Origin of the sequence: Pseudomonas sp. BN417 (assembly GCF_029871205.1) — a bacterium.
In the GTDB taxonomy this organism is placed as follows: Bacteria; Pseudomonadota; Gammaproteobacteria; order Pseudomonadales; family Pseudomonadaceae; genus Metapseudomonas.
This window is the reverse complement of sequence record NZ_SSOJ01000143.1, coordinates 1-2568: the sequence shown is the minus strand read 5'-3', so window position 1 is coordinate 2568 and position 2568 is coordinate 1. Positions and strand designations below refer to the sequence as shown.

Annotated in this window: 3 protein-coding genes; all 3 read right to left on the bottom strand. The window is 62.7% G+C overall.

Translation table 11 applies throughout. The annotated features are described in order from the left end of the window. Positions 1–954: flagellar basal-body MS-ring/collar protein FliF (gene fliF / locus E8F11_RS21510; protein WP_280290906.1), on the bottom strand; the 954-nt coding region annotated here is incomplete at its 3' end. Between the two features lie 14 nt (positions 955–968). Then, the gene (gene fliE, locus E8F11_RS21505) at positions 969–1301 is read right to left on the bottom strand and encodes a flagellar hook-basal body complex protein FliE (RefSeq protein WP_280290905.1); all 333 of its coding nucleotides are present in this window, start codon (positions 1299–1301) and stop codon (positions 969–971) included. 163 nt (positions 1302–1464) lie between these two features. Continuing rightward, positions 1465–2445, bottom strand: coding sequence for an IS110 family transposase (locus E8F11_RS21500; protein WP_280286854.1), 981 nt, complete (start codon positions 2443–2445; stop codon positions 1465–1467). Positions 2446–2568 lie beyond the last annotated feature (123 nt).

Below are 2568 nucleotides of genomic sequence, written 5' to 3'. Positions count from 1 at the left end.
CTCCTCGGCGAGCTTCTGCTCGCTGCGCAGGGCCGGCTGGTCCGGGTTGAACATCTCGGAAGTGGATTCGACGGCGCTGAAGTCGACGTCCGCCGAGACTTCCGCCTTGTAGCGGCCATTGCCCAGCACCGGCTGGAGGATGCTGTGCACCCGCTGGGTGTAGAGGGTTTCCATGCGCCGGGTGTAGTCGAACTGCTTGCCCGCCATGGTCAGCTCGGACAGTTCCTGCTGGTCGGACAGCAGGTTGCCCTTCTGGTCGACCACTGTGACCTGGGACTTGTCGAGCTCCGGCACGCTGCTGGCCACCAGGTTGACGATCGCCATGACCTGGCTCGGCTCCAGGGTACGACCCGGGTACAGATCAACCAGAACGGAGGCGCTGGGCTTGCGCTCGTCACGGACGAACACGGAGCTCTTCGGGATGGCCAGGTGCACGCGAGCGCCCTTGACGTTGTTCAGGCTGGAGACGGTGCGCGCCAGTTCGCCTTCCAGGCCGCGGCGATAGCGGGTGGCCTCCATGAACTGGCTGGTGCCAAGGCCCTGCTCCTTGTCGAGGATCTCGAAGCCGACATTGCCATCGCTGGGGGCCACGCCGGCGCCGGCGAGTTTCAGGCGGGCGCGGGCGACGTCCTCGGACTTGACCAGCAGGGCGCCGGAATTGGGCTCGATCTTGTAGGGGATGTCGGCAGCAGTCAGGGCTTCCACCACCTGGTTGGCATCCATCCCCGACAGGCTGCCGTACAGCGGCCGGTAGTCCGGCTGCTGCGACCAGAGCACCACGGCGAAACCGATGGCGACACTGGCGGCCAGGCCGACCAGCAGGCCGACCTGGCGCAGCATGGTCATCTGCGAGAGGTTTTCCAGGAACGAAAGGCCGAACAGCGGCTTCTTCTCGCCTGCATCGATCGATGCGTCTGCCTTGGCGGGGACCTTTGCAAGTGCGGCTTCAGCCATCTCTCAATCCGTCCTCAAACCGGCATCTGCATGATGTCTTGGTAGGCCTGGACCAGCTTGTTACGCACCTGGGTCATGGCCTCGAAGGACACGCTGGCTTTCTGCGACGCGATCATGACGTCGGTGAGGTCCACACCCTTCTGGCCCACCTCGAAGGCGCTGGCCATCTCGGTGGAGACCGTCTGGGTATCGGCGACCTTGTTGACGGCCTGTCCGAGCATATCCGCGAAGCTCGGCGCACCGGCCTCGGGAGTTGCCGCAGGGGCGGGCTTGGCGCGCGCCATGGCATCCATCTGCATGGCACGCATTTCCAACATCAGCCGATTGAACTCGACACCCTGACTCATGACCTTCCTCCTGCTGCCGCGATTTTTTGACGCTGCGCGGCGTGATAGAGGGGTATCTGCAACAAGGGTGCCAGTTAAGAGCAGCTGGAAGCCGGAAGCTGAAGGGTGGGATGGCGCTGCAGTCCGTAGATACCATCTCTCCGATCAGATGCAACCGACCCTTTCAGGTCGGTTGCGGCTGATAGGGTGTCTGCGTCTTGAGCACACCATAGGCAATCTGCAGCAGCTTGCGCATGGCCGCGCCCAGGGCGCTCATCTTGGCTTTCCCGCGTGCCAGCAGACGCTGGTAAAGCGCTTTGACCGTGGGATTGTGCTGTTTGGCCACAATGGCCCCCATGTAGAGCTTGGCCCGCAGCCGAGGCTGCCCCGCTTTGGTCAAGCGTGGTTTGCCTTTTACCGACGTCCCCGAGTCCCAGGGGCGTGGAACCAGGCCCGCATAGGCCGCGCATTGTCGGGCACAGCCAAAGTCGCGGCTGTGCAGAAACGCCAGCAGGTGGCGGGAAAGGACATCCCCGATGCCCTGGATGCTCCGCAGCAGCTCCCGGTTGCGTTTGAGCTGGTCGTGCCGGTCGATGTGGTCGTCGATCTCCTGCTTCAGGCGTTCGGCCTCCTGACGCAGGGCACTGAGCATCGTATCGATGGAGGCCACTACGCTGAGGCTGGCCTGACTGACCTCGGCTTTTTCCCGCCGGTTCAGTTCGCGCTGGAGGTCCTCCTGCAACGCCTCATACCGCACGATCATCGCTTTCAGCTCGCGGATCTCCCGCGCCTCCGGCAACCAGCGTCGGGCCTTTTGGGTCGCGCCAAAACGGGCGAGCACCAGGCTGTCCTGCTTGTCCGTCTTACCGCGAATACCCAGGCTGCGCGCATATTCGCGGACTTGCGCCGGGTTCAGGACGAAGACCTGAACGCCACGGTCGTGCAGGTAATACGCCAAGGATTCGTGGTAGACCCCGGTGGCCTCAAGGAACACCTTCAGTTCCCCGGCGGCAACGCCACTGTGGGTGCAGCACCACTCGATCAAGGCGGCAAAGCCGTCTACTTGATTGGTAAATACCTTGGTCTTGACCTTCAGACTGTCCGGGTCGCGTAACCACAGACAGTCGAGCTTTTGCTTGCTGACATCGATTCCAATAACCGCCATCTCTCGATCCTTGCCTTGTTCATGCAGCCTCACTCCGGTGGAGGGGCTTGGATACCATTCAGGAGTTGGAGAAGAGGGCCGGGAGCACAATCTACGAAACAGAGTCGAGCTCTCAGGATGGGA